Below are 25,924 nucleotides of genomic sequence, written 5' to 3'. Positions count from 1 at the left end.
TCTTAACATTAACAAGACAAATGTATGAAAAAAAATCGAAACGAGGGCTACCCCGCTAAGTGGGTATGTCTAAAAAAAATGATTTTAGTGATGAAACTGACGTGTTTTTTTACGGTGCTCTTACTATTACAAGTTTCGGCGGCAACTTACTCGCAGAAGCGGGTGAACTTGGATGTCGAGAATGTAAGCATGTTGGATGTAATTCAAGAATTACGCCAGCAGACGGGCTATAAATTCTTTTTTAATCACAACGAATTAGAAAAGGTGAAAGATGTTTCCGCGAAGTTCGAGAACGAGGAGTTGGAGAAGGTATTGGATGCGATTCTCGGGAAAGTGAATTTGGCTTATCGCGTGGAGCAAGGTGTGATTATTATTGTATCGGGCAAAGGAAATGACGAGAAAAAGGAAGTCGTACGTATCACGGGAAAAGTGACGGACGAGAAAAAACAGCCGCTTCCCGGGGTAACTGTTATCGTGAAAGGTTTGACGCTGGGGACAGCTACCGATACGAAGGGAGCGTTCTCGTTGACTTTACCGAAAGCAGAGAATATATCGTTGCTTTTTTCATTTATCGGGATGGAAACACAAGAAGTGAAATACACGGGGCAGGATACTCTTCGTGTTGTCATGAAAGAATCAGCCGAACAATTGGATGAAGTGATCGTGCGAACCGGGTATCAGAATATTGATAAGCGTAAATTGACCAGTGCCGTGCAAACCATCAAGATGGATGATATAAGGGTTGCGGGAGTGAACACCATCGACCAGATGTTGGAAGGACGTATTCCGGGTATGATTTTCATGCAGAACTCCGGTCAGGTGGGTGCCGCACCGAAATTGAGGATACGGGGTACTTCGACTGTTCTGGGCAATAGGGAGCCGTTGTGGGTGCTGGACGGGGTGGTTTTGACCGATCCGGTGAACGTGGATCCGGCACAAATCAATGACTTGGACTTCGTGAATCTGTTGGGGAATGCCATTTCGGGATTGAATCCTAACGATATAGAACAAATCGACGTGTTGAAGGATGCTTCGGCAACGGCTCTCTACGGTGCTAAAGCGGGTAACGGGGTGATTGTGATCACGACGAAAAAAGGGAAGGCTGGTCCTCCCAGCGTGACTTATTCCGGGACGGCTTCTTTTACACGGCGTCCGCGTTACAGCGACCGGGCTATATATCTGATGAATTCAAAGGAGCGGGTAGATGTTTCCCGGGAGTTGGTAGAGCGGGGTGTTTATTATAACAATGTGGATAGCTGGGTAGGATACGAGGCTGTGGTACAAGATTATTACAATGGTGCGATCGATTATAAGGAGTATAACCGGTTGGTTTCGTATTACGAGACATTGAACACGGATTGGTTTGATATTGTGTGTCAAGATGTGTTTTCACATAACCATACGTTAAGCCTGTCGGGAGGTTCTACCAATATCCGCTATTATGCTTCTCTCGGGATGAGCGATGAGAACGGGGCTATAAAAGGCGAGAATAACAAACGCTATTCAACGACGTTGAACTTGACGGCTAATTACGAGCGTTTTACTGCACGATTCCAGCTTCAGGGAAATGTATCTAGCCGTGATTACAATCCTTCGGAATTAGGCATTTTGGATTATGCTTATAACATGAGTCGTGCCGTTCCGGCTTTTAATCCCGATGGTTCCCGTTATTTTTATCAGCGGACAGGTAGCACTATGCCGGTGTTTAATTTCAACGTGTTGAACGAAATGGATAATTCCGGGGATAAAACCAAGGGAAGCGCTATTAATATGCAGGCACATATCGGTTACAACGTTATCGATGATTTAAAACTGGAGGGGACATTATCTTACGCGGTAAGCAACACGAATCAAGAGATTTATTTCACGGAGGATACCTATTACGTGCACAAGTTACGTGACGACCAGACGGAACGGAATGATTTGTGTCCTATCGGTGGTGAATTGCGGAAAAGTGAGGTGCGCAATACCAGCTGGATGGCCCGGGTGCAAGCAAATTACGTCAAGAACGTGGGAAAAGAGGGTAAGCATAACGTGAGTGGTTCTGCCGGTTTGGAATTGAATTCTCAAAGATACGATGGTTTCAATATTACACGTCGTGGGTATCATAGAGATCGGGGTAAATTGTTTTCTTCTATTCCCCAGACTTACACGGGATATTATAACCGATTTATGGCAAGTGCCAATGCTTTGGGGGTTATCACGGAAAATTTGACGAATTCGGTAGCGTGGTACGCGATGGCCGGGTACGATTATGACAACCGCTATATGTTGAATTTGCATATTCGAGGGGAGGCGTCCAATTTGTTCGGGTCACGGGCAAATGATCGAATGATGCCGATTTGGGCGTTGTCCGGTCGTTGGAACGTGAAGCAGGATATTTTGAAATCTGTTGATTGGGTGGATGACATCGCGTTAAGGGGTTCTTTCGGTTATCAGGGGAATATGTTGAGTAACCAGACCCCGAATATGATTATTAGGCAAGATATTGACTATTCAGGGAAATACGGTGAGTTTAATTCGAAGGTAGCCCATTACCCGAATCCTGATTTAAGATGGGAAAAGACAGCCTCCACGAACGTTACATTGGATTTTTCGCTTTTGAAAAACAAGATTAACGGTTCGGTTTCATACTATTATAAAAAGACACGGGATGCATTTTTGACCAAGACTATTTCCGAAATCAATGGAACCAAGCAATACGTGGTAAATAGCGGGACGCTTGTAAACAAGGGAATAGAGGTGAGTTTGAATTTTACCCCGATCAATCGTGCCGGGCTGGATGGCGGGAAGAGAGGGTTTGTTTGGCGCATAGATCCTCAGTTGGGGCAGGTGTTGAATGAATTGGTAAATAGTGCGATAAATAACCGGAATAACGTGTTGCGGGATGAGATCGAGTATACTGATATGTTGACCGGTGACGTGGATATTGCCGGGGAGCCTTTGAATACATTCTATTCATATCGCTTTAAAGGATTGAGTCCGGTAGACGGTTCTCCTATTTTTTACGGGGCGGAGGATGAATTGCAGGATGAGCTGAGCAAGAAATATAACAATATGGAACGGGAAGATGTCTTTTTGGAGGTAATGGAGAGATCAGGACGGCGTGAGCCTTACCTGCAAGGGGGAATCTCGAATTATTTCGGGTATCGGAATTTCGGTTTATCGTTTAATCTGGCTTATAGTTTGGGTAACAAAATTCGTTTGTTGAAATTGTGTACCGAATACGGGACAACCAACCCCAATCCGTCAAGCAATTTGCGGCGTGAATTTGTAAATCGTTGGAGAAAGCCGGGTGACGAGAATTATACCAATATTCCTGCGTTGAATACAGTTGCGGGAGCCCATACTAATCCATGGTGGAATAGTGGATCGAATGTGACACATACAATTGCATCTAATATTTACGAGATGTATGATAATTCGGACATCCGGGTGGTAAGTGGAAATTACTTGCGCTTATCGTCGCTTTCTTTCCGTTACAACGTGGATGATCGGTTTTGCAAGAAATTAGGTCTTAAGTCTGCCTATATCAACTTGACGGGAACGAACTTGTTCACTATAGCCCATAAAAAGTTACGGGGACAGGATCCTACCCAGTCCGGTTCGTCGCCGAGTGTAAATCTTTCGGTACGTCCGACTTACTCGTGTAATCTTAGTATCACTTTCTAAAATTTGAGCGATGAAAAAAAGAGTTTTAATTTATATATTCGGGGTGCTTGCCCTTGGTCTTGGCTCTTGCGGTGATTTTTTGGAAGAATATTCGCAGAATCAGCGATATGCAACCACGGCGCAGGATTTGGACGAGTTGCTTAGAGGTGAATGTTTTATGCAAACGCCGAACCTTACTTCCAGTACTCAGGAAACGATGAGTTTCAGTAGCGGGCTTACCATGAATTACCCGTGGTTGCACGTGATGGATGATGACGCGGAGGAATTCGTGGAGGGGGTATTCCCTTACACTTCGAATTACCCGCGTAATGTACTGGGTTCTTTCTATCATTGGGGTTCCGACCCGTTTTTGACTTTGGAGAACGACCAGTACAGGGATAATGATTGGGAACGGTTTTACAAGAGTATAGGGGTATTGAATTCCATCATTTACATGGCGGACGAATTTCGTTCGAAAGAAGAGGATATCGAGTTGTTGAACAGGGTGGAAGGCGAGGCGCATTTTCTTCGGGCAGGTTATTATTTCCTGTTGGTAAATATCTACGGGATGCCTTATAGCAAAGCTACCGCGTCCCGTGATGCCGGAGTGCCTTTAAAAATCACTGAACATATAGAGGATAAATATTTTAGCCGTAGTTCGGTGGAAGCGGTGTATTCGCAGATAGTCACGGATCTTAAACGTGCAACTGTTTGTCTGGAAGGTATAATACCTTCTTCGACATTGCGGGTTGGGGAAGTTGCCGCCAACGCGCTGTTGTCGAGAGTGTATTTGTATATGGAAGAATATGAGGCATGTATTGCCGCCGCAGACGAGGCAATGTCGGGGGCTTATTCGGTGATGGATTTGAACAGTTGGACAGATGGGAAAAACGTGATTTCATGGACATCGCCTGAAACGATTTTCACGCAGGGGGGGAATGCTGTTGTTTCGACATTCTTGAATTCTTCGACCGATTGGAATAATCCGAATCCGGATTATACATATCCGGAGCAAGCGTTTTCGTACCAAGTGTCCGAGGAGCTGTTGAGATGTTATGGCGATGGGGATTTGCGCAGAACCGCTTTTTTCAAGAATTCTTTGCACGCGGCTATTCCCGATAAGTATAAGACGTGGACGGATTATAATGATAATGACGAGATTGGGGCGGATTTTTTGATTCGTTTGCCGGAAGTGATTTTGAATAAGGCAGAGGCATTGGCAATGTTGAACCGGGATGGGGATGCGAAAACCGAGTTGGAAAAGTTGCGTTCCAAACGATTCGTGGTAGCTCCGTCGGTAACGGAAACGGGTGGGGCATTGATTGACTTTATCCGCGATGAACGCCGTCGGGAGCTTTGCTTCGAGGGACATCGTTGGTTTGATTTGCGACGCTATGCCGTGAATAGTATTCACCCTCTGCCGGATAATTTCACTATCCGACACCGGAATAATGCTTATGAAGCAAATTCACGAACTTGGTATGAAAACGGTTATTACGAGTTGAATGCTTACACGCGAGATCGGGCGGCTTGGATGATTCCGATTCCGAACTATGCTATTGAATTTAACCGGGGAGAACTCCAGAACGAGATTCGCCCGAATAGAGAACTTCAAAGAGATTGATTATGAGAAAGAATAAATTCCTTTATGTATTGCTTTTGTCCGTGTTATTCACGGCGTGTGACAAGGAAGATAATTTGACGCCTTCCAACCTCGGTAAAGATTGGTTCACGATTGAAAATTCGGATGATCCTGTCGACCGGGCGATTTATCAATTCTACGTGGAAACGGGGATTCCCGTGTTCTATAACGATACGATCGGGCAAGAAACCCGCGTCGATAACTGGGGTAATTCTTATACACATTACGAAATCTTGCAGTTCGGTGCATCAGCGTTGGGAGGAACGGAAACCCCTAATCCGTTTTCAGCTTACGAGTTATGTCCGAGAGAAAATGTTGTCGACGGGCTTGAATTCCTGCGTGAAGAAATCGTGCCTGTTCTGCCCGAGAGTATTAAAATTCGCAGTTTCTTGTTGTTGAAATCTTTAACGCCCTATAATCCGGCAACAAGCAAGGAGGCTTTCAAAGGATTGAACACCGTGCTGATTTCCCGTGTTACCGAATTTGGGGACATGAGCGATGCGGAACGGCTGAACATGAAAGGAGCTGTTCTTAATGCAGTCCTTGCCACGCCGATCGCTGCTTATGCTGAAGAACTGGCAGTGTTCTATCAGACGACACGCGGCTGCTATACGCAGGCAGATTTGTATGGTTGTAATGGGTGGCGTTTTTATAATACTTACGGGTTCTCTGATCCGAGAACTGTCGGTTTCTTGAAAGACCCGAATCCTTATGATTATGGTAATATGCCCACGGAAACTCAGGATGTCGGTATGTATATCAGTGCGATATTTACTTCTACGCCGGAAGAGTTCGAAGCGTCGTACGGGGCATTTGATGCCGTGATGATCAAGTATAGAATTATAGTGTCAGTATTGAAGGAAATAGGGGTTCCTATATAGATTATTCGTTTATTCATAAAGTGTTATTATTAATGGAAGAGAGTCAAACTCTCTTCCATTAAGGAACACATCGCCGTAATTGAAAGAAGTATGTTTTGTATTGTATAAAATGAACTGAAATGAAAAAAATTCTATTGATTTATGTCGGGATTTTGTGTTCTGCGCTGGTTTTCGGGCAGACAAATTTCCAGAAATTGACATTAAACGAAGCCTGTGAAAAGGCGAAAGCGGAAGGGAAAATGGTTTTTGTAGATCTTTACACATCGTGGTGTGGGCCTTGTAAAGTGATGGCTGCCGATGTATTCCCGAACGTACAGTTGGGTGAGTTTATGAACAAGCATTTCGTGTGCGTGAAATATGACACGGGTGCGGAGGAAGATGGCAAAGTCCTCGCGCAAAAGTTCAACGTTCAGGCATACCCGACATTCCTGTTACTGAATACCGCTCAAGGGTTAGAAAATCAAATTGTCGGCGCCACGATTGACCCGTCAGAGTTTAAAAAAATGGTGGAAGAGGCCATGTCGGCTTCAATTGCCAGTTTGGGAAAACAGTATGCGGAGGGTAACCGGGATGCTTCTTTCTTGACAAATTATTTGCAGGAATTGTTGAAAGCCCAAATGATCGCGGAAGCACAAGAAGTACGCGCGGAATTGTTCAAGGTGGTTCCGGACGCCCAAAAGTCGAATAGAGAATATTGGTACATTTATGATAATCAGGTATTATCCCCGATTTGTTCGGAACCGATGGATTTCCTGTTTGCACATTTCGACCAATTTCGCGAGAGCATGAGTGAGGAAAAAGTGTTGGAGAGAATCTCGATGGCTTTTGAGATAAAATTGAGGGATATGATTCGCGGTCGGGAAAAGATGGATGACTTGGATAAAGTGATAAAGCAGATGAAACCTCATCACTTTAACTCTCGGTCACGCCTTGATGTTTATGCCTCTTTGGCGCAAGCGTTGCGTGCCGCTTGGGCGGATAACAAGAACAAAGAAAAAATAGAAAAAGTACTCGTGTTATGTGAAAAAGAATTCCCGAAAATTGATGGAGAGGATTTGGTTTGGTTTTATTTTCCCGTGACAATTTTCATCGCGGGTTCCGGGACGGAGGAACAATACGCTCGCGTGGTGAAATTACACGAGTACACTTACGAGCATACCGGGCATCAACCTTTGCAAATCGGACTGGGAAATATGCTCAATGCTAGGGAACAAAAACAGAATTAATATTACAAGTAAAAGAAAATGAAAAAGTTATTATTGGTATTTGTGGGACTCTTGTGTTCCGTAGTTATCTTCGCTCAAACCAACTTTCAGGAATTGTCATTAGAGAAAGCTCGCGAGCAAGCGAAGACAGAGAATAAACCCATATTTTTGGATTGTTATACTTCTTGGTGCGGTCCGTGCAAGATGATGGCGAATAATGTCTTCACGCTTGAAGCTGCCGGTGATTATTTCAACAAGAACTTTGTTTGCGTGAAAATCAATATGGAAAAAGGTGAAGGTCCGGCTATCGGGAAACAGTACGGGGTTGATGCGTATCCTACCTTTTTGATTATTAATGCTGATGGAAAACTGATGCATAAACTTGTCGGGGCGATGTCGCTCGAGGAGTTGATTGAAAACGTCGAGTGTGGTTTAAAGGCAAGCAGCATTGCGGAGTATGAAACGTTGTATCAGTCGGGGAAGCTGGATAAAACGGAACAAATGGCATATTGGAAATTGCTCTCTATCTCCGGAGAGGTGGTGAAGGCTCAAACCGTGGGTGATGACCTTTGGGGAAAACTTTCAGAAAAGGATAAGCTAAACCCGACTTATTGGACATTGTTACGCTCGCGGGCAACGACCATAGAGGGCGAGGAGATGAAGTTCGTTTGCGCCAATAGGGAATATTTTGAAAAAGAAGTCGGGAAAGAAGAGGTTGGTAAGTTGATTTATAATTCGTTTATAACCGAATTGAACATGATGATCGTGTACCAGTTACCAGCGAAAAAATACGAGAAGGTTCCGGTTATTAAGGATTTGCTTAAAAATAACGATGTACCTCGTAAAGAGGCTCTTTTGAAGATAACCGAATTGGCTGAAGCCCGGGGAAATTATGATGAAAGGGCTTATCTGGATATTCTTGATGCCAATTTGGATGTATGGGATGATTCGGAAAAAAGAACGATATTCGAGGCGGCAAAATTATTTATCTCGCTTGCCAATGGTAAAGAACACACGAGAATGTTGGGAGATATAGCCTTACGGGCACAAGAAACCGTGAAAGATGAGGTGGTTAAAGAGGGGATTATTAAAATAGGGCTCACTTCCAGAAGAGTGTCTGGGAAGGACGGCGTGTATTGGGAAGATTTGGCATCATTGAAAGAGGTCGTGGAGCGAGCTTTCCTCGAGGGGAGGTATATATTCTTGTATTTCCACAATGACGGTCAAACTTCAAAACTTATCAATGAAAAGCTCTTCTCTAGCAAAGAGGTGGGGGATTACTTGAATAAGTTCTTTATAAATTATAAAATACACGTTGGAGAAGGGGATGGAGCTAGAATTGCCAGAAAATATGGTGTCATTGTTCCCAACGTGGTGGTTATGATTGATAAATACGGGGATGTTCGTCACCGGGTGTCCAATCTCATGCAAGGTGATTTCATCGAACGGATGAGCGAAACCTTTGATGATAATAAAGCCGTGGGAGAACTTGAAACACGATATGCAATGGGTGAGCGTTCGCCCGAATTTATGGTGAAATATTTGATGGCACTGGCTAAGATATCTAGCCCGAGAACTTCGCTTGTTGCCGTGGAGCTATTCGCTTTGCTTGATGACGAGCAGAGAGTTTCTCCCGAATTTTGGATGCTGTATCACCCTCAATTTTCCATGATTAGTTCGGATATGAAGAATTATTTGTTTTCGAATATTCAGGAATTTCGTGAGAAATCAGGTGTCGAGAAAGTGGATGAGTTGGTCGCGTATCAAATTAATTCCGACCTAAATCAAGTCCTTTATAACGCGAAAGCAAGAACCACTGCCGAAGATATAGATAGAACGATACAATTTATTAAACAAAATAAGTTACAGAACTCGGGTCAATTAATAGGGTTGGCAAATGTTGTCAAACTGTTCAAGAACAAGGTTTGTAGCGTTAAGGAATACAAGAAAGCAAGTAAAGGCATGAAGCCGGAAGAGATTCCGTTCGCGGATTTATACGCGAATGTCCTCGCGATGGAGCCGGGGAGAACGGAAGAGTGGAACGCGTGGGGGAAAGAGATAGTTGATTCTCTTACTGACCCTAAATATATACAGTGGTATAAACAATTTCTTAACTTGAAGTAAAGTATATTTTTTACTTGGTTTGGAATTTTGAACAGCCTTTTGAAAGTTGAATAATGAACTTTCAAAGGGCTGTTCAAGTTTAAAATGGAGTCGATTTTCTTCCCCGTTTCTGATAAAATAAGTTAAATAATATATATGTAAATTGTATATTATTTATAGTTGATTTGTATCATCTCCTATTCAACTCCTATTCATCTCCTATTCAAGGCCTATTTTAAAGGTAAAGAAATAGTAATTTAATTGAATTTGAATGAAATTTAATATCATGAAAATATATAGTATATTTATGATTGATTCAGGTAGGATATTTGAATATGCTAGAAACCCACCTTTTATTTTTTTGCTTTAATGATAATTGTGTCGCGAGTGTAATTTCATTATTTTTAGGGCGAAAATTTCTCTTCAACCCAGAGGGGTAGAGGAGAAATAAGTTGTGTTTTGTGTTATTTAGTGATTTTGATGATGATGAGAATTGTTTGTGTTTTGTTTTTTGTAAGCGTGTGGTTATCACCGTCCTGTGTATCCGCGCAAGTGAAAGCCGTGAAAACATGGGTGGCAAGAAAAGCGGAGGAACGAAAACCGTTGAATAAATTTGCTTTTTACGAGAAGGCGTTGAATAAGGAGGAGGCAAGGGAAATCGCGACTTTGTTGTTTGACGAGAAGCTGAAAGAGGTGAAGAAGAAAAACGAGCGGATGTGGGGAGGGAAATGTTTTAGTAGGGAGGGGTTGCGGATGTCTTTTGATTATAAGGTGTTCGGGGAGAAACCGGCAGACGGGAGGAGTCTTTATATTTCCATGCATGGCGGGGGAAGCGCCCCGGAGGCTTTGAATACGCAACAATGGAAGAATCAGATTCAGTTGTATCAACCGACGGAGGGTGTGTACGTGGCACCCCGGGCGCCTTGGGATGATTGGAATATGTGGTTTAAGCCGGGGTTGGACGAGTTTTTCGACGAGTTGATCCGGACGGCGGTCGTGATGATGGACGTGAACCCGGATAAGGTGTATCTGTTGGGTTATTCGGCAGGGGGTGACGGCGTGTGGCGTATGGCTCCCCGTATGGCGGATCGTTGGGCTGCAGCTTCCATGATGGCAGGGCATCCCGGTGAGGCTTCTCAAGTTAATTTGCGTAACGTTCCTTTCATGATTTGGATGGGGGAACGGGATGCGGCTTATAACCGGAATACTTTAGCTGTCGAGAAAGGAGTGGTGATGGATTCTTTGCACGCTTCCGACCCGGAAGGGTATATTCACGAAACGCGTATCGTGAAGGGGAAAGGGCATTGGATGGATCGGGAAGATCGTGCGGCAATCCCTTGGATGGCGAAATATCAACGAGAGCCAAACCCGACAAAGGTCGTGTGGAGACAGGAAGAGGTGGTGATACCTTCTTTATATTGGCTGCGTGTTGATACGGATGAGGCGAAACACGGCATGGAGGTCGTCGTGGAACGGAACGGGAACACGTTCACGATTCTGAAAAATGATTACAAGCGATTGATAATTCGGTTGAATGATGAGATGATTGATTTCGAGCAGCCCGTGGAGATATTTTACCAAGGGAATAAACTCTTTAGCGGAAAAGTGAAGCGGACGTTGAAGAATATAGCTGAATCGATAGACGAGAGGGTGGATAAACGTTTGATATTTAATGCAGAATTGACAATTATTGGTAATGCGGAAGTAGAATAAGGTGAAGAATAATCTGTATAGGTTGTCAATCTGGTACTTGTCTGGTATTACGAGTAGAAATACGTTGCTATCTCGGTTAATTTGCGTTTGTTTATGGCGTGTTATTTTTGTTTATTGAATTAAAAGTCATAATTTTGTTACTCGCAAGTGGTGGATAAGACAATTGGAGTTTAAAAAGAATGGCACCAGAGGAATTTATAAAACAAATAAATGGAAAACATATCGCGGCTTTTCGTGAATTGTTCAGTGTGTTCTATCGTTATCTGGTGCTGTATGCCATGCGTCTCGTGCGACAGCAGGAGGTGGCGGAAGATATGGTGCAAGAGGTTTTCGTGGCGATATGGGAAAGTGATAAGGAGTATAACTCTTATCACGGTTTTCGAGCATTCTTGTACGATTCCGTGAAAAATAAATGTTTGAATTACTTGAAGCACGAGGAGGTAGAAAGGCGTCATGCGGAGTTGATGATGCGGTACGTGGAGGAAGATGACGAGGATTACCGGGTGATGCGGGAAGAGATGTACCGGGAGTTACATCGGGCGGTGGATGAGTTGCCGGATCGTTGTCGGGCAGTGTTTGAATTGCATTTGCAGGGGAAGAAGAACGAGGAGATTGCACAATTACTGAAACTTTCCGTGGAAACCGTGAAAACTCAGAAAAAGAAGGCAATGCATACCTTGCGGGAAAGGCTGGGCAAATTGTTTGATATCTTGGTTGCTTTAAATATCGTTTGATTATCAAAAAAGCGGTTTTCAGTATTTTTTCGAAAAATAAATCAAAATCGGATACCCCGTTTTTGCACCTCGGTTGTATATGGTGCAAAATAAATTGGAATGGATGATTGTTATAATGATGGAATAGTCCGATTGATTCAATTGTATCAAATTGGCGAGATTTCGGAAAGAGAAAGGCACGAGTTGGAAGAATGGTGTCGGCAGAAGAAAGAGAACCGGCAATTCTTTGAACGGGTTTGCCGGGAAAGGCTGTTTGCCGAGGAACGTCCCGTTTACAATAAAATTAATGATAAAAAGGCTTTGCGTGTTTTCGAGAGAAAAGTGGGACAGGTACCCCGGCGTATTGGTACATGGTGGAAGTATGTGGCGATATTGATATTCGTCATTTCTATTGCCGGGGTATGGATGTGGGGATATGATGAAGGGGAAGAACCTCTTGTGGTCGCCTCGTCCGTTGGTGAAATTCATCCCGGTTCTTCCCAAGCCGTGTTGATCTTGGATGACGGGCAGAAGGTGGTATTGAAAGATCGTGAAGAAGGTGAAATACTCGCGGGTAAAGGTGTGAAAGCTACCCGGGAAAAAGATATGCTAGTGTATATGCCGATGGATGCAAAGAGGGAGAATCCGGTTCGGTTTAACGAACTGGAAATCCCTCGCGGTGGCGAGTATAAAGTGATTCTTGCCGATGGGACGGTCGTGTACCTGAACTCCGCGACTCGTCTGAAATATCCGGTGGTTTTTAACGGGAAAGAACGGAAGGTGTATTTGTCGGGAGAGGCTTATTTTGAAGTGATGAAAGATTCGGCGGAACGTCCTTTTTTGGTCGAAGTGGGTGGTATCGAAGTGAAAGTGTACGGAACGTCTTTCAATATCAGTTCATGCTCGGACGGGGACGTTAGGACTGTATTGGTTCATGGAAAGGTTAGTGTGAGGGTGTTAGGTTCGACTGAAGAAAATATGATAAAGCCGGGGCAAATGGCCGAGTATAACCGGAAAGAGCAGAGTGTGGACGTGAAAGAGGTGGATGTGGCACTTTACACGGATTGGAAGGACGGGATTTTCCGTTTTGAGAATCAGCGACTGGAGGATATCTTGACAACTTTGTCCAATTGGTACGATGTGGATATATTCTACCAAACACCGTCCGTGAAAGATTTACATTTTTCCGGTTATATGGAAAGATATAAAGAGATCGATACCATTTTAAAAGCAATTACTTTATCAACTGACGTGCAGTTTACTATTCGAGGCAGAACGATTGTCGTGTCAAAATAGAACGGAAGGTGTTTGGCGCACCTCCCGTGTTTTTAAGTAAATACAACAAGAACTGTTTGGCGCAGTTGCTTGTTGGAGTATTAATAACTTAGAATGCAAATTTATGAAAAAAAAACGATTATGTCATCGTCTTTTAAAAAGGCGTTGGCGAAAAAAATTGATGATTATGAGATTATTTGTTTTGCTTACATGTTGTTTTACTCTTTCCTTGTCGGCTAGTAGTTTGGCGCAAAAGGAACGAGTGAGTTTGAACATGAAAAATGTGAATGTGCAAAAACTTTTTGATGAGATCCAACGGCAGACAGACCTGTATTTCCTTTTTAATATAGAACAGGTTGCCCAACTTGGAAAGGTTTCCGTGAAAGTGGAAAATGGGACAGTTGAGTCCGTGTTGGCGTCGGTTTTCAAGAATTCCGTTCTAACTTGGGTGTTTAACGGAAATATGATTGTTGTACAGTCCCGGGAAAAAAAAGAGGTCGAGGACGTGAAAAAGATCACGATACAGGGGAACGTGAGTGACGAGAAAAAGCAACCGCTTCCCGGTGTTACTGTTCAATTGAAGGGTTTCTCTATCGGTACGGCGACTGACACGGGCGGGCATTATCAACTCGTGATTCCTAATGCGCCTCAAAAATTTTCGTTGGTTTTTTCTTTTGTCGGGATGATTACCCAAGAGATCCCTTACGCGGGGAAAGATTCTATTAACGTGGTGATGAAGGAGGACGTGGAAACGTTAGAGGATGTCGTGATAACGGGATACTTGAACGTGAGAAAATCTAGTTTCACGGGTAACGCGACTACCGTGACGCGGGATCAACTGTTGAAGACGAATAACAAGAACGTGATCGCGGCTTTGCAGATTTTCGACCCGTCGTTCCGTATCAAGGAGAATAATACGTGGGGATCAGACCCGAATGCTTTGCCGGAGTTTAATATCCGGGGAGAATCGAGTATCGGGATGAACAAGAGTCTGGAAGTGGAGAATTTGAAACAGACGCAACGCACGAACCTGAAGGATAACCCGAATCTTCCGATATTTATTCTGGACGGTTTCGAGGTTTCCGTGCAGAAGATTTACGATATGGATATGAACCGTATCGAGAGCATGACGATCTTGAAGGATGCGGCTGCCACGGCTATATACGGTTCCCGGGCGGCGAACGGGGTCGTGGTGGTTACGACGGTAGCCCCGAGCCCGGGAAAGTTGAACGTGATGTATAACCTGAGCGGTGGGATGGAGTTCCCTGATCTTTCGGATTATAATCTTTGTAACGCGGAGGAGAAGCTGGAAGTGGAACGGTTGTCGGGAGTGTATTCTTCGATTGACAAGGATGTGCTGGAAAGATCGGACAAAGATTATAATGATGTGTTGCAAATGATACAACGGGGCGTGGATACTGATTGGATGTCGCGACCGTTGCGTAATGTGTTTAACCACACGCACAGCCTTTATATCGACGGGGGGACGGAAAGTCTTCGATATGCCGCGGATTTTAATTATGACAGCAACAACGGGACGATGAAGGGGTCTTACCGTAGCCGGATGGGCGTGGGGTTGTCGTTGGATTATCGCTACAAGAAGTTGCAGGTACGGAATTATATTTCCTATAACGCGACCCGTTCGCAGGATTCGCCTTACGGCACGTTCGGCGAGTATGCCAAGATGCAGCCTTACGCGGCGATATATGATGATGAGGGGAATTTACGGGAAAAGGTTGACGTGGGTAAAGGTGAAATAAGGAATAATCCTTTGTATTCGGCACGGGAACTGAATAGCTATTCGGGGAAAAGCCGTATAGAGGAAATGACGAATAATTTAAGTGTGAATTTATATTTTTTCGATGGATTCCAGTTTAGGGGACAATTCGCCATTTCCAGGATAACGAATAAAAGCGAATCGTTTGTCGACCCGCGGGATGCAAGTTTTAGCTCTACCACGAATGACAGGAAGGGATCTTTGTCGCAAGTTTCCGGGGATGATTATAACTGGAATATGAACGCGATGTTTTATTATAACCGGGCTCTCGGGAAACATTTTATCAATGCTACCGCGGGTGTGAACGTGCAGGAGGTGCGGACGGAAAGTAAGGATATGACTTTCGTGGGATTCGGGCTGGGGAGTATGCATTCTTCATCTTTCGCGGCGCAACAATTGGATAAGACGAATCGGAATTTTTCTAAGAATAGATTGCTTGGTGTCCTTGCATCCTTGAATTATTCGTATGATAACGTGTATTTATTGGATGCTTCTTTGCGTTTTGACGGATCTTCCCAGTTCGGGAGCGATAAGCGGTTCGCTCCTTTCTGGTCGGTAGGACTGGGGGTAAACGTGCATAATTATAGTTGGCTGAAAGATAACTGGTTGTTGAGCCGATTGAGGATTCGCGGTTCTTACGGGGTTACCGGTAAAGTGAATTTTCCGTCTTACACGGCAATCACGACCTATGAATCGGAGTCGGACGCGTGGTATTATACCGGACCGGCTTCACATTTGGTAGCCTTGGGAAATCCGAATTTGAAATGGGAGAGTACGAAGTCATGGGATGGCGGACTGGAATTAGGTTTTTTCAATGATATCGTGAACGTGAATGCCAGTTATTATTACAAGAAGACGGTTGATTTGATTGATGCCGTGTCTATTCGTACCTCGTCTGGTTTTAATACTTACCGTTCCAATTCCGGTGCGATGGTAAATAAAGGATTCGAGGTAAATTTGAGTGCCACGGTGTTCCGTGATCGCGATTGGGTCGTTAGCGTGACCGGTAATATAGCCTCGAATTCAAATGAAATTACAGAATTGGGGGCAGCCTCTATGGCTTATAATAAGGCGTTGGATGATAATTATAACACGAAATTGGAAGACGTGCTTGCTTCCGCCACGGGGAAGGATGGATATTACCAGGCTTTAGTCACGAAACCTATGCAAAAATATTACGTGGGGGCTTCTTCCACGGCTATTTATGCCGTTCGTTCAGCGGGAATCGATCCGGTGAACGGGAAAGAGAAGTTTATCCGGAAAGACGGGTCGGGTACTTACACGTGGGACGCGAATGATCAGGTTGTTGTCGGGGATAATAACCCGGATGCACAGGGTTCATTCGGGATTAATATCGGGTACAAGGGTTTTTACCTGAACGCTTCTTTCTTGTATCAATGGGGCGGGCAAGTCTATAACGAAACGTTGTTGAACAAGGTCGAGAATGCCGATATCAAGAACGGTAATGTCGATAAGCGGGTACTCGCGGAAAGATGGAAGAAGCCCGGTGACGTTGCTCCTTATTATGATTTGCAGAAAAACGTGGAGACTAAGCCTACTTCTCGTTTCGTGCAGGATTATAATTTGTTGTCCTTTAGCGGGCTGTCTCTGGGGTATGATTTTTTACCGGAATTGATACGGAAAATTAATCTGACCTCTCTCGGGTTGAGATTTAACATGAATGATGTTTACCGCTGGTCGACCGTGAAGCAGGAGAGAGGGACGAGTTACCCGTACGCGAAAAATTTTAGTTTTACCTTGAACGTTGGTTTCTAATAAAGAGATAAGGTTATGAGAATCTATGCAAGACTTGTTATTGTATTGTCCGCTTTCTTTTTTGCTTCTTGCGAAGGATGGCTGGACTTGAAGCCGGAAACTCAGGCTACGGAGGATCAGGTGTTTAGTACCGTGGACGGGTATCGATCCGTGTTGAACGGTTTGTACAAATCGATGGCTTCGGCTTCGTTGTACGGGAGAGAACTTACTTTCGGCATGCTGGATTGTATGTCCCAGCAATATGATTTGAGAGAAGAGACGATGAAAGATCAGAAATATCTTGATGCCGGGAAATTCGATTATCGTTCTAATTATTTGAATTCGTCGATTAACGAGATTTGGGCAAAGGGATTTAACGTGATTGCCAATGCCAATAATCTGATACAAAACCTGGAGAAGTGTTCTTCTGATTTTTTCGGGAAAGGGGATGTGGAAAAGAATATGATGTTAGGGGAAGCGTACGCTTGCCGGGCAATGATGCATTTTGATCTGGTGAGATTGTTCGCTCCGGCACCCGTGAGCAAGGATAACGGGGCGTATGTGCCTTACGTGGAAACTTACCCGGATATTATGGCTGATGGGATCGGGGTCTCGGAGTTTATGGATAAAGTAATCCGGGATTTGGAACACGCGAGAGATTTGACCATCGGTTTGGATACGTCTGCTATCGGACAGTGTTTCATGGAGTCGCCCAAGAGTCGTTTTCAAAACACGTTGAATACAAGTATGCCGGCTTATAATAAAGCAAAAGATTATGACAGTTTCTTTATGGGGAGAGGGTATCGTTTGAGTTATTACGCGATCACGGCACTTCTTGCCAGGGCTTATCTCTACACGGAACGATATGACGACGCGTTGACCGCGGCTCAATCGGTGATTGATGCAACCGCGGTTCAATATAACCCGACGCAGATGTTTTCTGACGGGTCTTGGATGAATATGATGTACGGGCTTGACCTGGAGAAAAGTACGGATCTGAAATTATTGACAAATCTCGTGTTTGCCCTTTATAATGAAAAGGCTTACGATGAGTTTGGCTTAAGCCGATTTTTCTCGAAAGAGGCTGGTTTGGACAATTATTATTTCGTGATGAAAAAGTCTCTTTTCACGAATCCGGCGGGAACGGATGAGTCACAGCAGGATAGCCGATATAGCCATTTGAGATATATGGCGAAGCAGCAATACGCGTTATCCGGGAAATATTATTGCAGTAATGACGTTAATACCCGTAAACAGAACGTGACGATTGTACCGATGATTCGGTCTTCGGAAATGCAATATATCGTTGCCGAATGTTCCGCTCGTAAAAATGATTTTGCCCAAGTTCAGAATGTATTGGGAATGATGAAATATTGGCGAGGTCTTTATGCCAGCGTTTCCGTTGATAACTGGGGCGATTTCGAGAAAGAGTTGATCAGTGATGCCCGGAGAGAATGGATCGGGGAAGGGCAATTGTTTTTCTTGTATAAACGTTTGAACGCGGACGTGGATTTCGACGGGAATGTGAAACGTCCTCTGACGAAAGCCGAGAGCGTGTTGCCGATACCGGATGACCAGTCTTTGTAATTATTATAAAAATGAGAATTATGAGAATTTTTAGTTATTATATAATTGTATTTTTAAGCATCTTTTTGTTTTCGTGTAGTGAAGAAGATGTGGAGGTTTTTAAAGACCGGCATGAAGTATATTTTGATAAATTTTTCATTAACGAGTCTTATCCCGGAACCAATACTGCTGATTCGACTGTCGTATCGTTTTTCTTTTATCCGGACGGGACGAATGATGCCACGGTAGACCTGTTCGTCCACTTGTCCGGGGATACATTGACGTCCGATCTTCATTACGGGTTGAAGGTCGTAGAGGAGGAGACGACAGCGGAAGCCGGCGAGTACACGATTGCTCCCCTGTACACGTTCCACGCGGGTAACTTGATTGATACCGTAAAAGTGAAGTTGCATCGTAGTGACCGATTAGAAAGTCTTCCGGACGGCGTGAGAATTGTGGTTGAATTGGTCCCGGGCGAAACGATGGGAGTCGGGCAGATAGAACGTCGCCGGGCGAAGATTATTTTGACAACGGCAGTAAGTATGCCGGACTGGTGGAAGTCCGCGTCTAGTTTGCTAGGGAAGTATTCCCCTGAAAAATATAAATTGTTTTTGAATCACGCGGACAAGGAAGCACAGGTAAATGCCCGATTTATACGGGAAAATCCGGATAAGACGATTTTATTGGTGCTGAAATTCAAAAAATGGTTGAGCGAGCAGAATCCGGCTATTCAAGAACGAGACGGATCACTAATGACAGTTTCTATTTAACCAGTAAAATGAATATTATGAGAAATAGAATTATACTCGTGTATTTCTTTCTGAGTTTGTTTGCAGGATGTATCGACGACGAGGGAAATTATAATTACAAGAAGCTTAACGAACCGGTGTTTAAGGAAGAACCTATCATGGTGTTTGGTTATGAAGGGGAGATGGTTAATGCCGCGTCTGATTTTTATTTTGAAAAAGATTCCACGGAACGTTTGGCAGAGGTTTGTTATGAATGGACATTGAATGGGGATGTTATTTCTGAGGAACGGGGGCTTTTCATAAGTACAGATACGCTTATCAAGAGAGCGGGAATCACGAAGTTCTCAGATGATCCGCTTTTCGGGTATTTTATTGTGATAGACAAGTCTACCGGGATTCGTTACATGAATAGGGTATCTTACTTTATTACTCCCAAATATTACGGTGGGGACTGGTTGGTCATTTCCGAGAACGGGAATGACACGAAGCTGTCGTTTGTAAAGAGAAGAACCAGAAATGTTAACGGGCAATCCACTTTTTATTACGAGGTTCGTGATAATTTGTATAAAACGTTGAACGGGGAAGATATACCGGGAAAACCCCGGCGGATTCGCTATAACCTTGCAAGAAATATCTCGCAGGCTAGTGGTAGTGCAACAATTATTACAGATAAGGCAGTCTACGAATTGAACAACGAGAATATGTTGAAAGCGCATGACGTGAAAGACCAATTCGAGGGAGGTATCCCGGCGGATTTTTCAGCCGTTGACGTGTTTCACATGGAGAGGGTTTCTTATCTGGCAATGGAAGACGGGCGTTTGTATCGACGCGAGATGCTTCAGAGTTGGTTGGGAGGCAAGTACGTGAATGAACCTTATTCTACGGATAATAAAGGTTATAAAATCACCCGGTTCGGGGTAGGAGGTTTTTCCCGGTGGGAGTGCCTTATTACCCCGTGTTATGATGAATTGAACCGGAGGGTGATGATGGTCAATGCAGGTTATCCTTATGCCATAAAGCCGGTTACGAAAGGACCGTACCAGCCCGTGTTGCCGGTTTGGGGGATGGATGAAGGAACTGAAGTTTTGTATATTGCCGAGATGAAGAATATCGATTTAATGCCTTACACTTTCCCGTATAGCCTTTTCACGATTGTTTATAACCAGGGAGGGAAAACTTATTTGTCTGATTTCGTGGTAAATCGTAATACAATAGAATGTCTTGATTCGGATAAATTAGAATGGTTTTTGCCCGTTGGAATGATTATTAAACCCATGCCTTTCCCGGGGGGGAATCTGGATAAGGATAGTCGTTTTATTACGACGCTGTTGGTACAAATGGGAACCGCGGGAATGGTTATTTTTTACACGAAAGATAACGAGTTACGCTATATTAACAAAAGTACCCGGAGTGATAATCCTCTGTTGAAGTTTGACGCGAAGATCACGATGTTGCGTTTGACAACGTATAACGTGAATAACGGACAGGTTGCTATCGGGTTGGAGAACGGGGAATTTATGATGGTGGATATTTCGTCATTGAATGCTCCTTACGTGTACGAGGAATCCCGGGCAAACTTGGGCGGACGTGTGGTGGATGCCATGGAGTTGAGGAACGAGACGAGTGGTTTTGATAATTATTAGAGGGAGAATATTGTAGGTGTAAAATCATGATTGTATGGATGAATCGATTGTAAAAGTAGAAAATTTGTCCCATCGTTATAGCGTGCAGTGGGCGATACGGGATATTAATTTTGAGATCACGAAAAATGGTATTTACGGTTTACTCGGCTCCAACGGAGCCGGTAAATCGACTACCATGAATATCATGTGCGGCATATTGAAACAAACGGAAGGGCGTGTACTGATTAAAGGTATTGATATCGGAAAAAATCCCGTGGAAGCAAAACGGCATATCGGTTTCTTACCGCAGAAGCCTCCCCTGCATTCGGACTTGAACGTGGCGGAGTATCTGGAGTATTGTGCCGAGTTGCGGCATATCCCGCCAAGGGATATGCCGAAAGCCATTCAGGAGGTCATGGAGAAATGTGGTATCGCTCATTTTAAAAAACGTTTGATTCGTAATTTGTCGGGGGGATACCAGCAACGCTTGGGAATAGCGCAAGCTATTATTCACAACCCGGATTTCGTGGTGCTGGACGAACCGACGAACGGGTTGGACCCGAACCAGATTCTGGAGGTGAGGCATCTGATCAAAGAAATCGCGGAAGAGCGTACCGTGATTCTTTCCACGCATATTTTGAGCGAGGTACAGGCCACGTGTGATTATATCCGGATGATCGAGCAGGGACATCTTGTTTTTTCAGGGACGGTGGATGAGTTTGATAATTATATCATGCCGAACACGTTGTTCGTCACGTTAATGGCGGAACCCGCGGTCGAGGAGTTGGAGGTTCTTCCGGGTGTTATCGGGGTAAATGAACTGGGGGGAGCGCATTTCCGTTTGCAATTCACGGATGTGCAGGAAGCTGCTGAACGACTTGTCGAGACCAGTGTTGCCCGGGGATGGCGGTTAACGGAGGTACACGTGGAGAAAAGTTCTTTGAACGAGATATTCGCGGAATTGTCAAAAAAGTAGTAAAAAAATAGAGCTTAATATATGAGAACAATATACAAGATTGCCCGCACGGAATTACGGACATTGTTTTACTCGCCGGTGGCGTGGTTTATTCTTATTATTTTTACTTTTCAGGTCAGTATGGATTTTTCTGACTCATTCGGTTATTTGGTCAGGATGAAAATGATGGGATACCAGAATGGGAATCTTACTTACCGGATTTTCTCGACAACGGGAGGTTTGTTTTCTGTCGTGCAGAGTTATCTTTACTTGTATCTTCCCCTTTTGACGATGGGATTGATGAGCAGGGAACTGGGAAGCGGTTCGATAAATCTACTGTATTCTTCGCCCGTGACCAATCGGCAAATCATACTGGGGAAGTTCCTTTCCATGATGTTTTATGGCTTGCTGTTGATTTTGATATTGATGGTGTTTATTATTTTTGTCGCTTTCAGTATTAATGATGTAGATTTCCCATTGATTCTTTCCGGGTTATTAGGAGTGTACTTGTTGATCTGCGCGTACGCGGCAATCGGGTTGTTTATGTCGAGCCAGACTTCTTATCAGGTTGTTGCCGCCATGGGTACATTGGCTATTCTGGCTTTCCTCAATTTCGTGGGGAGGATGTGGCAGGATATCGAATTTGTCCGGGATATCACTTACTGGTTGTCCATTAACGGGCGGGCAAGTAATTTTATCGGGGGATTGATATGTAGTGAAGACGTGTTGTATTTCGTGATTATCGTTGCCTTGTTTCTTTTCCTGACGATCATTCGTTTGCAATCCCGGCGACAAAGGTCTTCGGCGATGGCGACTTGGGGGAAGTATGCCGGAGTTTGTGCTATTGCCGTGCTGTTGGGATATTTCTCGGCACTCCCGAGGTTCATGACGTATTACGACGCTACAAGGACTAAGATGAACACGCTGACGCGGAACAGCCAGAACATAGTGGCTAAAATGAAGGGTGGTTTGACGATTACGACTTACGTGAATCTGTTCGACCATTATGCCGGGATCGCGTTGCCTGCCAGCGTGAAAGGGGATTTGCAGCAATTTCGTCAATATACCCGTTTTAAGCCGGAAATCAAGATGAAATACGTGTATTATTATGATACCGTGGCAAATTCGGATTTGAATCTTCGTTTTCCGGATATGACGATGGAAGAACAGGCGAAGAAATTGGCAGAAATACAAAATGTCAATATAAAATTGTTCCTTACCCCTGAGCGGATTCGTCAGAAAATTGATCTCTCCCCGGAAGGGAATCGTTTCGTGCGTTTGCTGGAAAGAGAGAACGGGGAAAAAACTTTCTTGCGGATATATAACGATATGCTGGTTATGCCACAAGAGCCGGAAATATCAGCCGCACTCAAGAGGTTGGTGATGACCTTGCCTAAGGTCGGTTTCCTAGTCGGACACGGAGAACGGGATAGTAAAAAAGACGGGGAACGGGATTATAGTCAATTCGCCCGGCAGAAAACATTCCGGTACGCGTTGATTAATCAAGGTTTTGACGTGACGGACGTGACATTGAATAACAGTATCCCGGAAGATGTAAACATTATGGTGATTGCTGATATGAAGACTCCTTTATCTGCTGTAGAAATGGAAAATTTGGACGAGTATGTTTCACGGGGAGGTAATTTGATGATTGCAGGAGAACCCAAACGTCAGGAGGTGATGAGTCCCGTTGTGGAACGATTCGGCGTGAGATTCGCTGAAGGTTGTCTGGTTCGTCCTACCGAAAATTTTCAATCGGATTTGATTTGTTCTCGGGCAACTCTAAAAGCAGCGAAAATGTCTTATCCCTTTGAAACAATGTATCGGTTCGGGCAAGTTGTTGCCATGCCGGGATGCGTGGGGTTGGAATATGAAACTGACCGGGGATACACGGTGGATCGATGGTTTGAAACAGATTCGCTGGCATGGAACGAGTTGGAAACCAAGAATTTCGTGGAAGATACCGTGAGATTGAACGTTAAAATCGGGGAGGTTCAGAAGTCTTACGCGACCGGACTCGCTTTAACCCGTAAGGTAGGAGAAAAGGATCAGAAGATCATTATTCTTGGGGATGCCAATTGCATTAGTAATGGAGAGTTCGGACATCGGCGAAATGGAGTCCCGGCTGCAAATTACACGGTTATTACAGGAGGGTTTTATTGGTTGTCGGATGGAGAAGTGCCTGTTGATGTGCGTCGTCCTCCAGTTCCTGATAATGATATTTATCTTGACCAAGACGATATGGACACGGCAAAAATCGTGTTTATGGGAGTATTGCCCGGTCTGTTATTGTTATTGGCTTTATTTATTTGGATCAGAAGAAGAGGTAAATAAAGGGATGGCACATTAAAATGAAATGAACCCTAAAAGTTAGACAAAAACTTTTAGGGTTCATTTTTTCCTTCGGTTATGGAAATGTTAAAATGAATGGTTTCAAATATAGGTAGAAAGTTGAAGAATTAACAAAGAATTAATGTAGAATCATTTTGAATAGAGAAATAAGAAGCATAATTTTGTTGTTATAATTAGTGCGTGTTCTTCAAAGAACTTTAAAGGAAATGATTAAAACAATTTAAAGATGAAAAAATTAGAATTGATTTTTGTTAGTTGCGTTCTCTCGCTGTTTGCCGTCCAAAAGACGTATGCACAAGCGCAGGACAAATTATTGCAACTATTGAAGGAAGAGTTGGCTGCCGATATGAAAGAGTTGCAGAAACAGGAGAATCCTCCTTACCACATGAATTTTCGGGTAATGGATGATCGTACCGTGAATATCTCGAGTGCTTTCGGGGCGACGATGCGGGCACAGGAGCAACATGTACGTTCTTTGGTGCCGCAGATTCGGGTTGGAGACACGATTTTGGATAACTTTAAATATAACGCCATGGGGGCTCAGCCTGACCGGAACGGGAATTACCGGATGGCTTATATCGGGTTAGATGACGAGAACGGGACTGATGCAACGCGTCAGGCAATCTGGTACGAGGTGATGCAACGTTATAATTTTGCCACGGAAGCTTACGAGCAGGCAAAGACGCAGAGTAAGGTAAGCGTTGCCGACGAGGATAAAGCTCCTTCTTTCTCTGCTGCCCCGGTAGAGAAATATTACGAGGCTCCGATTCCTGCCGAGAAACAGGCTATTGATATTCCCGCGTGGGAAAAGAAACTGAATGAGGTTTCCGCCGTGTTCAAGAGTGAACCTTTATTGCAGAGCGGGGAAACAAGCTTGACCTTCCGGGTATTGCGTACTTATTTCGTGAATACTGAGGGCACGGAAGTGGTGCAGAACCGCACGTATGCCCGTGTCATGATGAGTGCTTCGATGAAAGCGGATGACGGGATGGAATTGCCTTTGAATATGTCTTATTTCGCTTACGAGTTGAAAGACCTTCCTGATGCAGGCATCATGATTGCCGACGCGAAAAAAATGATAGAGCGTTTGAAAGTATTGCGTGTTGCCCCGGTCGTTGATCCTTACACGGGTCCGGCATTGTTGTCGGGTCCTGCAAGCGGTGTTTTCTTCCATGAAATCTTCGGTCACCGTATCGAGGGACATCGTTTGAAATCGGGTGGACAGACCTTCAAGAAAATGGTGGGTGAATACGTGTTGCCGAAAGAATTTCAGGTGTATTGCGATCCGACTTTACGCAGTTATGCAGGGGAGGAATTGAACGGGTTTTACCTGTATGATGATCAAGGTGCAAAAGCACGTCATGTAGATGTCGTGAAAGACGGTATATTAAGGGAGTTCCTGATGAGTCGTGTGCCTCTGGACGGATTCCCCCGCACGAACGGACACGCTCGTACTTCCGGTGGTGGTGATCCTGTTTCCCGTCAGTCTAACTTGGTGGTGGAAACGACAGCTCCGAAAACGGAGGCGGAATTACGTCAGATGTTGCTGGAAGAAGCTAAAAAGCAAGGAAAAGAATATGGTTATTATTTCAAGGAAGTGACAAGCGGTTTCACGTATACCGGGGAAGGCGGTAGCTTGAATTCCTTTAACGTGACCCCGTTGGAAGTGTACCGGATATATGTTGACGGTCGTCCGGACGAATTGGTTCGCGGAGTGGATTTGATCGGAACCCCGTTGTCCATGTTTTCCAATATCGTGTGCGGTGGTGATACCCCGAGCGTGTTCACGGGCGAGTGTGGTGCTGAATCCGGCTGGGTGCCTGTTACGGCTAGTTCCCCGATGATTCTGGTAAATAAGATTGAAACGCAGCGTCGTCAGAAATCAATGGATTTACCTCCTATTTTACCGGCGCCGACGAACAATTGAAAATGGAGAATTGAAAATTGAAAATGATGATTTACGAG

The 25,924-nt window shown here is 44.3% G+C and carries 15 protein-coding genes; all 15 read left to right on the top strand.

The features are described from left to right. Positions 1-24 precede the first annotated feature (24 nt). Positions 25-3,672 (top strand): SusC/RagA family TonB-linked outer membrane protein, encoded by a 3,648-nt coding sequence (locus Q5866_RS09790; RefSeq protein WP_303179979.1) that lies wholly within the window; start codon positions 25-27, stop codon positions 3,670-3,672. A 10-nt stretch (positions 3,673-3,682) separates the two neighbouring features. Next, positions 3,683-5,275 (top strand): RagB/SusD family nutrient uptake outer membrane protein, encoded by a 1,593-nt coding sequence (locus tag Q5866_RS09785; RefSeq protein WP_186975869.1) that lies wholly within the window; start codon positions 3,683-3,685, stop codon positions 5,273-5,275. 2 nt (positions 5,276-5,277) lie between these two features. Next, a complete protein-coding gene (locus tag Q5866_RS09780; protein ID WP_303179978.1) occupies positions 5,278-6,174 on the top strand; it encodes a hypothetical protein in 897 nt (298 codons plus the stop codon). A gap of 119 nt (positions 6,175-6,293) precedes the next feature. Next, positions 6,294-7,400 (top strand): thioredoxin family protein, encoded by a 1,107-nt coding sequence (locus Q5866_RS09775; protein ID WP_303179976.1) that lies wholly within the window; start codon positions 6,294-6,296, stop codon positions 7,398-7,400. A gap of 18 nt (positions 7,401-7,418) precedes the next feature. Further along, positions 7,419-9,503 (top strand): thioredoxin family protein, encoded by a 2,085-nt coding sequence (locus tag Q5866_RS09770; RefSeq protein ID WP_292270219.1) that lies wholly within the window; start codon positions 7,419-7,421, stop codon positions 9,501-9,503. A 459-nt stretch (positions 9,504-9,962) separates the two neighbouring features. Next, positions 9,963-11,195 (top strand): alpha/beta hydrolase, encoded by a 1,233-nt coding sequence (locus tag Q5866_RS09765; RefSeq protein WP_303179975.1) that lies wholly within the window; start codon positions 9,963-9,965, stop codon positions 11,193-11,195. A 179-nt stretch (positions 11,196-11,374) separates the two neighbouring features. Further along, a complete protein-coding gene (locus Q5866_RS09760; protein ID WP_303179974.1) occupies positions 11,375-11,929 on the top strand; it encodes an RNA polymerase sigma-70 factor in 555 nt (184 codons plus the stop codon). 99 nt (positions 11,930-12,028) lie between these two features. Continuing rightward, on the top strand, positions 12,029-13,204 hold the full coding sequence (locus Q5866_RS09755; protein WP_303179973.1) for a FecR family protein: 1,176 nt from the start codon (positions 12,029-12,031) through the stop codon (positions 13,202-13,204). 166 nt (positions 13,205-13,370) lie between these two features. Continuing rightward, entirely contained in the window at positions 13,371-16,736 is a 3,366-nt protein-coding gene (locus Q5866_RS09750; RefSeq protein ID WP_303179972.1) for a SusC/RagA family TonB-linked outer membrane protein, read from the top strand. A gap of 15 nt (positions 16,737-16,751) precedes the next feature. Further along, positions 16,752-18,302 carry a RagB/SusD family nutrient uptake outer membrane protein gene (locus Q5866_RS09745; protein WP_303179971.1) on the top strand — a complete coding sequence of 517 codons (1,551 nt, stop codon included), beginning with the start codon at positions 16,752-16,754 and terminating at the stop codon, positions 18,300-18,302. 20 nt (positions 18,303-18,322) lie between these two features. Next, positions 18,323-19,051, top strand: coding sequence for a DUF4843 domain-containing protein (locus Q5866_RS09740; protein ID WP_303179970.1), 729 nt, complete (start codon positions 18,323-18,325; stop codon positions 19,049-19,051). Positions 19,052-19,068: 17 nt separating this feature from the next. After that, positions 19,069-20,673, top strand: coding sequence for a PKD-like family lipoprotein (locus Q5866_RS09735; RefSeq protein WP_303179969.1), 1,605 nt, complete (start codon positions 19,069-19,071; stop codon positions 20,671-20,673). A gap of 34 nt (positions 20,674-20,707) precedes the next feature. Then, the gene (locus tag Q5866_RS09730) at positions 20,708-21,628 is read left to right on the top strand and encodes an ABC transporter ATP-binding protein (protein WP_303179968.1); all 921 of its coding nucleotides are present in this window, start codon (positions 20,708-20,710) and stop codon (positions 21,626-21,628) included. Between the two features lie 21 nt (positions 21,629-21,649). Then, the gene (locus Q5866_RS09725; protein WP_303179967.1) at positions 21,650-23,941 is read left to right on the top strand and encodes a Gldg family protein; all 2,292 of its coding nucleotides are present in this window, start codon (positions 21,650-21,652) and stop codon (positions 23,939-23,941) included. A 244-nt stretch (positions 23,942-24,185) separates the two neighbouring features. Then, positions 24,186-25,886 (top strand): TldD/PmbA family protein, encoded by a 1,701-nt coding sequence (locus tag Q5866_RS09720; protein WP_303179966.1) that lies wholly within the window; start codon positions 24,186-24,188, stop codon positions 25,884-25,886. Positions 25,887-25,924: the final 38 nt, after the last annotated feature.

It is taken from the genome of uncultured Butyricimonas sp., from assembly GCF_959596855.1.
Classification (GTDB): Bacteria; Bacteroidota; Bacteroidia; order Bacteroidales; family Marinifilaceae; genus Butyricimonas; species Butyricimonas muris.
Note: the sequence above shows the minus strand (reverse complement) of the source record. Positions and strands in the feature narration are given on the sequence as shown.

Bases quoted from the DNA above. Each gene is read 5' to 3' on its own strand.
- Q5866_RS09725 (WP_303179967.1), top strand. From the start codon at position 21,650: ATGAGAACAATATACAAGATTGCCCGCACGGAATTACGGACATTGTTT.
- Q5866_RS09775 (WP_303179976.1), top strand. From the start codon at position 6,294: ATGAAAAAAATTCTATTGATTTATGTCGGGATTTTGTGTTCTGCGCTG.
- Q5866_RS09780 (WP_303179978.1), top strand. From the start codon at position 5,278: ATGAGAAAGAATAAATTCCTTTATGTATTGCTTTTGTCCGTGTTATTC.
- Q5866_RS09730 (WP_303179968.1), top strand. From the start codon at position 20,708: ATGGATGAATCGATTGTAAAAGTAGAAAATTTGTCCCATCGTTATAGC.
- Q5866_RS09750 (WP_303179972.1), top strand. From the start codon at position 13,371: ATGAGATTATTTGTTTTGCTTACATGTTGTTTTACTCTTTCCTTGTCG.
- Q5866_RS09770 (WP_292270219.1), top strand. From the start codon at position 7,419: ATGAAAAAGTTATTATTGGTATTTGTGGGACTCTTGTGTTCCGTAGTT.
- Q5866_RS09785 (WP_186975869.1), top strand. From the start codon at position 3,683: ATGAAAAAAAGAGTTTTAATTTATATATTCGGGGTGCTTGCCCTTGGT.
- Q5866_RS09735 (WP_303179969.1), top strand. From the start codon at position 19,069: ATGAGAAATAGAATTATACTCGTGTATTTCTTTCTGAGTTTGTTTGCA.
- Q5866_RS09720 (WP_303179966.1), top strand. From the start codon at position 24,186: ATGAAAAAATTAGAATTGATTTTTGTTAGTTGCGTTCTCTCGCTGTTT.
- Q5866_RS09765 (WP_303179975.1), top strand. From the start codon at position 9,963: ATGATGATGAGAATTGTTTGTGTTTTGTTTTTTGTAAGCGTGTGGTTA.
- Q5866_RS09760 (WP_303179974.1), top strand. From the start codon at position 11,375: ATGGCACCAGAGGAATTTATAAAACAAATAAATGGAAAACATATCGCG.
- Q5866_RS09745 (WP_303179971.1), top strand. From the start codon at position 16,752: ATGAGAATCTATGCAAGACTTGTTATTGTATTGTCCGCTTTCTTTTTT.
- Q5866_RS09740 (WP_303179970.1), top strand. From the start codon at position 18,323: ATGAGAATTTTTAGTTATTATATAATTGTATTTTTAAGCATCTTTTTG.
- Q5866_RS09755 (WP_303179973.1), top strand. From the start codon at position 12,029: ATGGATGATTGTTATAATGATGGAATAGTCCGATTGATTCAATTGTAT.
- Q5866_RS09790 (WP_303179979.1), top strand. From the start codon at position 25: ATGAAAAAAAATCGAAACGAGGGCTACCCCGCTAAGTGGGTATGTCTA.